General features: G+C 44.1%; 7 protein-coding genes and 1 pseudogene. 3 read left to right on the forward strand and 5 right to left on the reverse strand.

Annotated elements, in window-relative coordinates:
- From IQ229_RS07750 to IQ229_RS07770, 5 genes and pseudogenes are all read right to left on the reverse strand, one after another.
- On the reverse strand, positions 1-754 hold a 754-nt coding region (locus tag IQ229_RS07750), incomplete at its 3' end, for a dihydroxy-acid dehydratase domain-containing protein (RefSeq protein WP_194042658.1).
- A gap of 448 nt (positions 755-1,202) precedes the next feature.
- Positions 1,203-2,747: a group II intron reverse transcriptase/maturase gene (locus IQ229_RS07755; protein ID WP_194042660.1), complete on the reverse strand. Its 1,545-nt coding sequence runs from the start codon at positions 2,745-2,747 to the stop codon at positions 1,203-1,205.
- A 563-nt stretch (positions 2,748-3,310) separates the two neighbouring features.
- Positions 3,311-3,415: pseudogene (locus IQ229_RS07760) on the reverse strand (ribonuclease P protein component); the annotation flags it as partial.
- 25 nt (positions 3,416-3,440) lie between these two features.
- Positions 3,441-3,575 (reverse strand): 50S ribosomal protein L34, encoded by a 135-nt coding sequence (gene rpmH / locus IQ229_RS07765; RefSeq protein WP_084227158.1) that lies wholly within the window; start codon positions 3,573-3,575, stop codon positions 3,441-3,443.
- 106 nt (positions 3,576-3,681) lie between these two features.
- Entirely contained in the window at positions 3,682-4,194 is a 513-nt protein-coding gene (locus tag IQ229_RS07770) for a DUF2808 domain-containing protein (RefSeq protein ID WP_194042662.1), read from the reverse strand.
- Between the two features lie 767 nt (positions 4,195-4,961).
- Here IQ229_RS07770 and IQ229_RS07775 point away from each other — a divergent pair.
- From IQ229_RS07775 to IQ229_RS07785, 3 genes are all read left to right on the forward strand, one after another.
- The gene (locus IQ229_RS07775) at positions 4,962-6,134 is read left to right on the forward strand and encodes a Re/Si-specific NAD(P)(+) transhydrogenase subunit alpha (protein ID WP_194042664.1); all 1,173 of its coding nucleotides are present in this window, start codon (positions 4,962-4,964) and stop codon (positions 6,132-6,134) included.
- 106 nt (positions 6,135-6,240) lie between these two features.
- Positions 6,241-6,534, forward strand: a complete 294-nt coding sequence (locus IQ229_RS07780; RefSeq protein WP_069071329.1) for an NAD(P) transhydrogenase subunit alpha part 2 — start codon at positions 6,241-6,243, stop codon at positions 6,532-6,534.
- Positions 6,531-6,691, forward strand: a 161-nt coding sequence (locus tag IQ229_RS07785; RefSeq protein WP_194042666.1) for an NAD(P)(+) transhydrogenase (Re/Si-specific) subunit beta, incomplete at its 3' end; no start/stop codon positions are given. The genes IQ229_RS07780 and IQ229_RS07785, both read left to right, overlap by 4 nt.

Here is a 6,691-nt window from a genome sequence, read left to right on the forward strand (position 1 = left end):
GTTGATTACGAATTGCTTCTACTAATACCTTGGCTGATTCTTCAGTGCTATCGGCTTTTTCGTCATCTTCCGCTGCCATTGTGGAAGAATAAGGTAAACTCATGCCCATCGCTTCAAAGGCCGAGGACATAGTATTGGCTGTGAACATCCCACCGCAAGAACCAGCACCAGGACAAGCGCGGCGTTCTACTTCCATCAGTTCGGCGTCGTCAATTTTACCAGCACTGTATTCACCCACAGCCTCAAAAGAACTCACAACAGTCAAGTCACGGCTGTTGTAGTGTCCGGGTTTAATTGTCCCACCGTAAACAAAGATAGCTGGGATATTCATCCGTGCCATTGCAATCATTGCCCCTGGCATATTTTTATCGCAGCCACCAATGGCAATCACGCCATCCATACTTTGACCATTACAAACGGTTTCAATGGAGTCAGCAATCACTTCTCGTGACACTAGGGAATATTTCATTCCCTCAGTTCCCATCGAAATCCCATCACTAATAGTAATTGTGCCGAACATTTGCGGCATTGCCCCGGCTAGTTTAATTCCAGCTTCAGCTATGAGTGCTAGTTGATTAATCCCTATGTTACAGGGAGTGATGGTGCTGTAAGCATTAGCCACACCGACAATTGCTTTTTTAAAGTCTTCATCTTGAAAACCTACTGCACGCAGCATAGCCCGATTTGGCGATCGCTGTACCCCTTGTGTAACAACTTTACTTCTGAAATTCTCTGACGTTGTTTTTTCACTCATTGCTCTGGCCTCAATCAAATCTCTGTACGAGTATGATATGTAGCCTTTTTTGAGATGTCCAATATATATTTATCTAAAATTGATACTTATAAAATATCAAAAATATAAGACTACGAAATCTGCGCTACTTTATTGCTGTAGCTGAGGAATTACATTTCAGCAGGACTTACACAAATGCATTCATATTACTCACCTACAGAAATTATCAACCCTCAACTCGCGCCACACATCAGACGGTTGCCAGCCAGAGTTACCAACGGAGCGCAAAGGGCGATAGTGTTCCCAGATGTAGTCCGATTCGGATGCTTCGATGTACACAGGTAGATTTGGTTCAACCACCGATTCAGGAATATCTTGACTCTGGTTGAGTCGATGGGGGATATTATTCCCCGCACCTCTCAGTTAAATCTGGGCGTGCGATTTTCACCGCACCCAGCTTCCGATGTTCTCAGCTTGCGCTTTTGCTCATGTGTTTGTAATCGTGGCAACTCTCGTGAATTGCTTCAAGATTATTTTTCTTCCAGTTGGCGTGATTTTCGTCGATGTGATGCAGGTGAACCCGTTCCTCATCAATGAATTTCAGACCGCAGGAGGCACATCTATGGTTTTGCTTTTTAAGAGCAATAGAGGTTCCGCCGTCGTAGAGCTTGCTTTTGCGTTCGCTCCAGTAGGCTGTATCTCCGTCATAGGGGGATTTTGTTCCTTTAACCATGACGTGTTTATTCTCGGAGTGAGGGACTTTTGGGAATCCTTTGTCTAGTAATTTCTTGCTAGAGTAGCGGTTTTGTTTGGTTTCCCTGTTAAATACCGTGTAAGCTCTTTTTTGGATGAGGTGTAACGAGTTTTTTGACCCGTCCATCTTGCAGAACTTATGGTAATTTCTCCAACCTCTAACTACTGGGGCTAATTTCATAGCCTTTGTGGTAGCACCATAATTCGAGTTGTTGACGATGTGTTTTACTTTCTTACGGAACGCTTTGAAGTTGTCCACTGAGGGAGTGCTTTTGAGCTTTCCGTTTTTCTGGACTTTAAAGTGCCAGCCGAGGAAATCAAACCCGTCTGTCGCGGCGGTAACTTTGGTTTTCTTTTGGCTTACATTCATTCCGCGTTGGCGGAGGAACTCGCTGATTCTTTCAAGTATCTCTGTCGCATCGTCTTCGGGTCGGAGTATAATAACCATGTCGTCCGCGTATCGGACTGATGTCTCTCTACAGTTTGTCCATTTATCCCTGTATCTGTGGATACTCTCAATCCCGTTTAGTGCGATATTTGCTAATAGTGGGCTGACCACTCCCCCTTGAGGTGTTCCCTGTTCGGGGAATTCTGGGTTAACCCCTGCCTTGAGGCATCGGAAAATTCCGAGTTTTAAGCCTTTAGGGGCGATGAGTTCGTCCATTATTGCTGAGTGGTTAATCCTATCGAAGCATTTTTCGATATCGAGTTCTATAACTCGTTTCTCTATTCCATTACTAGCAGAACGGAGGTTATCAAAGATGTACTTTTGTGCATCGTGGGTAGAGCGCCCAGTTCTGAACCCGTAACTCCTAGCGTGGAATGTGGCTTCGTGCGCTGCTTCTAGTGCATATTTTGCGAGGCATTGCCAAGCTCTATCCGCGATGGTTGGTATTTTAAGCATTCGGGTGGTTCCGTCCTTTTTAGGGATGGGTATTTCTCGTAAGCCTTGATGTTTCCAATTTCCGCTATTAACTCTTAACCGTTCTTCTAGATAGAAGCGTTCGCTAAAGGTTAGGGATTTTTTGCCATCAATACCAGCCGTCTTTTTACCAGCATTTAGCTGAGATACAAGTCTAATTGCAAGAAATCGAGCCGAGGTAGATTTAAGAATGAGCTTTTGGAGTGACCTTGCTTTCCGCTTGTCTCCAACTTGAACAGCTTTGTACACTCGCTTTTGAAGGCGGAAAAGGGTACGGCGGAATTTCTTCCACGGTAAGGCTCTCCAAGATTCACTAGTTTTTAAACTGTGTCTAATCATTTTCTCTTCTAGAGTTTGTGCATTCTGAACACCTCAGACCAATTACGGTCTGTCCTACCCGAATTGTGGGGATTCCTCCGCTCGTCTGGGCTACTTGGGGAACGAAAAGCCCCTAGACCCACAACTCGTTTTTATTCGTTCCCTCGGAGAGATTGATTGTTCCTTTAGATGTAACCAATTCGACTACTGGATTCCCTAGACTCTTGCCGTTAATTGCCCTAAGGTTTCGGCGGGAATAATCTCCAGTGGGGTCAGGGGTTTTACGTTGCGCCCTTGCCCTTGAGTGAGTCGCTTTTTTAGGTTCTGTTTCATCATGGGAACTCCCTGTTAGCGCCAGTGTCAGCCCGCAACGGCTGTCTGATTGCGCCCTGTTCCCAGCTTCACTCTACAAGAATCGAGCTTGTTCGGTGTGGGCAGGTAAGGAGTCAATTCTGAGTCTGAATGGCAAGGCTTACACTTGCATCTGACCGAGAGTTCAGCCCTTTGGTGACAGTAATCTGCTGTCGGGCTGGTTTAGTTATGTACGGACTGATTACCGTGATTCACTAAACAACGAATCGCACTAAGGCTCTCAATGTTAAATAAGAGCCATGACGCCGAATTCCTTCTCGGAAAACTGCCTGGAAATCCTTTCGGGATTTTAGCCGATTTGTTTTGGGCAAAGCCACAGATGCTCTTTTAGCTTGATATGCCCTAAACAGCCAGACGGTGACGGCCTTTTTTTCTTCTGGCGCTAATCACGTTTCTGCCGTCTGGTGTCCGCATCCTGGCGCGAAAACCAGAAGTTCTTTTTCTCTTACGGCTAGTACCGCCCAGTGTTCTTTTCATACTCTTCTCCTCTTAGGTGATTTTTATAAAAACTCACAATCTCCAATTTTATCACTTTGTTAGGGAATTGGGAATCGCCGATTGGTTATATCCCTACTCCCTATTGTTAACTAATGCTCAAAATCCATGTTCCCATGTAGCGCAGTAGCGGCACATCCCCAGGGGAGAGTACTTGACAGTTAAAATAATACATTCCACCAAAGGAGGGGTTTTTTACGTTAGATAAGACTACCTCGACTGCGCTACCTGCTGGCACTGGCTCTTGAGGAAAAATATTAATCAGTTTACCTTCTTTGTCCCACTTCACCTCAGAAAGCGGAACTGCTTTACCTTTGACTTTTACTTGAATTTTTTTCTGGTCAAAAGTTCCTTTGTAATAATCAGGGTAGGTAATGGCAAATTGACCAACTGCCAATTTCATTCTTTTGGCTGGAATCTTCAATATGTATCGATCCCAACCATTAGCTTGTCCACCAAAATCTAACCGGAATGGTAGCTGATTTTCTTGTTTGACGCCGCTAAACAGCGTAAATCCAGGTAAGCTTTGTGCCAAAGTCAAGGCTGGTAATCCAGTAACCAAAAAGCTAGTCACGGCGAAAGCAGAAAGTAAACGTCGCATAATTGGGCTTCCTCTACGAAAATATAAATCTGTTATCTAAAATAACTGTGTGCTAGTATTCTTTACTAAACTTTACTACTGGCTTCCTGACAATGGACGTTTAATTTCCAAAAAAAGTGTCATTCTATCTGAATTTTAGGCAGCCGTATAATTACTTAGTGTTAAAACGAGCGCATAGCAGATTTGCTTCATTACCCTTATATAGCCCTGATTTGATTACTAAGTTAGGTCAAATCTGAACTAGATATAAACACAGTTAGGGGTTGGATTGTGTTTCTAAATATGTATAAGTGTATCTAAATTTGAGAATTTTGTTATAAAAATTGAGGTATGCCATCAGCGATCGCCAGTTAAGTTGGGCTAAATTGATTAAAATAAGTTGGATTGGAATCGAAGTCGTAATCATTAAAATTTGATTGGGAAATTATCAAGCTTTCAAAATTCGGTCAATATTACTCTATAAGAAAGGAATACCAAAATTTCTCAATCCCGAAAACAAGCTAAAGATAAAGATGCAAAATTTGGGAATCAATTTAGGATGTGCAATACGTAACCCTGTTTGCAACTATCTGAAAATATGACATCTGCGAGCGGCAAAGTGAGGCTTTGGCTGGAGAGCTAAGAGTGGGAGAGGAAAGATTCAAAGTTCAATCTACAAGTAAAATTCATGGCTGATGTTCCTGCCTAAGTACTATGAGTGCGGGACACGCATCATCTGGACAATCGCTTACTTGGCAGAGATTAAGTATTTATCTTCAGGAGATTTCATGAGAATAGCAGTTGCTAAAGAAATTGAAGTTTGTGAACGTCGTGTGGCATTAATTCCTGACACAGTTGCCCGATTGGTAAAACAAGGTTTGGAAGTGTGGGTAGAAGCAGGTGCAGGAGAGCGATCGTTTTTTAGCGATCCTGACTATGAAGCAGCAGGAGCCATAATAATCAGCGATACTGCCAAATTATGGGGCGAAACAGATATTCTGCTGAAAGTCAGTCCACCGCAAGAACGAGAAGATGGACGTTCAGAAATTGATTTGTTAAAGGAAGGGGCTGTTTTAGTCAGTTTCCTCAATCCTTTAGGAAATCCTGTTGTAGCGCAGCAACTGGCTAATCGGAAAGTCACAGCCTTGAGTATGGAGATGATTCCCCGTACCACCAGGGCGCAAAGTATGGATGCTTTGTCCTCGCAAGCTTCATTAGCAGGTTACAAAGCAGTATTAATTGCCGCTGCGGCATTACCGAAATACTTCCCGATGTTAACCACAGCCGCAGGTACGATCGCTCCAGCCAAAGTATTTATTATGGGCGCTGGTGTCGCTGGATTGCAAGCGATCGCTACCGCCAGACGCTTGGGAGCAGTGGTAGAAGCCTTTGATATTCGTCCCGCCGTCAAAGAAGAAGTGCAAAGCTTAGGGGCAAAATTTGTTGAAGTCAAATTAGACGAAGAAACCGTCGCAGCTGGCGGTTACGCCAAGGAAATTTCTGAGGCTAGCAAACAACGCACCCAAGAAGTTGTCGCCGAACACATTAAGAATTCTGATGTTGTAATTACCACTGCTCAAGTGCCTGGGAGACAAGCACCACGGCTCGTTACAGAAGAAATGGTGGCGCAAATGAAACCAGGTTCAGTGATTGTGGATTTGGCTGCTGAACAGGGTGGTAACTGCGCCTGCACAGAACCAGGTAAAGATATTGTATGGAACGGCGTGACAATTATTGGCCCTATCAATCTTCCATCATCGATGCCAATTCACGCCAGCCAATTGTATGCCAAGAACGTAACATCGTTGATGCAATTGCTAATTAAAGACAAAGCTTTACAGGTGGACTTTAGCGACGACATCGTTGATGCTGCTTGCGTTACCCATGCAGGTGAAATTCGCAATCAACGAGTGCGGGATGCTCTACAAGCATCGAATACTCAACAACCAGCGGTTAATTAGGGATATGAGGGAGCAGGGGAAGTAAGGGGAGATAAGGGAGAAGAACCAATGCCCAATGCCCAATGCCCAATGCCCTATTCCCACTTACAAAAGGAGTTTTGATTTCATGACAGAGGCATTACTTGCTGCTTTGTTTGTATTTGTGTTGGCATCTTTTATCGGCTTTGAAGTCATCAACAAAATCCCACCGACTCTACACACACCGTTAATGTCAGGCTCAAACGCGATTTCTGGCATTGCGGTACTTGGAGCAATAGTTGCTGCTGGTGCAAAAGACACAAGTGTATCGGTAATTCTCGGTTTGATTGCTGTAATACTGGCGACAATCAACGTTGTGGGTGGTTTTTTAGTCACAGACAGAATGTTGCAAATGTTCAAGAAGAAGGAGATTAAGGCGTGAGCGACTTTTTACCAACTGGCATTCAGCTGACGTACTTAGTCGCTGCATCGTTATTCATTCTGGGCTTGAAAAAGCTGGGATCGCCTGCTACAGCGAGAAACGGTAATATTGTAGCGGCTGTGGGGATGCTACTGGCAATTGTGGCGACAATGCTCGA

It is taken from the genome of Nostoc cf. edaphicum LEGE 07299 (assembly GCF_015207245.1).
Classification (GTDB): domain Bacteria; phylum Cyanobacteriota; class Cyanobacteriia; order Cyanobacteriales; family Nostocaceae; genus Nostoc; species Nostoc edaphicum_B.

Bases quoted from the DNA above. Each gene is read 5' to 3' on its own strand.
- IQ229_RS07755 (WP_194042660.1), bottom strand. From the start codon at position 2,747: ATGATTAGACACAGTTTAAAAACTAGTGAATCTTGGAGAGCCTTACCG.
- rpmH (WP_084227158.1), bottom strand. From the start codon at position 3,575: ATGAAAAGAACACTGGGCGGTACTAGCCGTAAGAGAAAAAGAACTTCT.
- IQ229_RS07770 (WP_194042662.1), bottom strand. From the start codon at position 4,194: ATGCGACGTTTACTTTCTGCTTTCGCCGTGACTAGCTTTTTGGTTACT.
- IQ229_RS07775 (WP_194042664.1), top strand. From the start codon at position 4,962: ATGAGAATAGCAGTTGCTAAAGAAATTGAAGTTTGTGAACGTCGTGTG.
- IQ229_RS07780 (WP_069071329.1), top strand. From the start codon at position 6,241: ATGACAGAGGCATTACTTGCTGCTTTGTTTGTATTTGTGTTGGCATCT.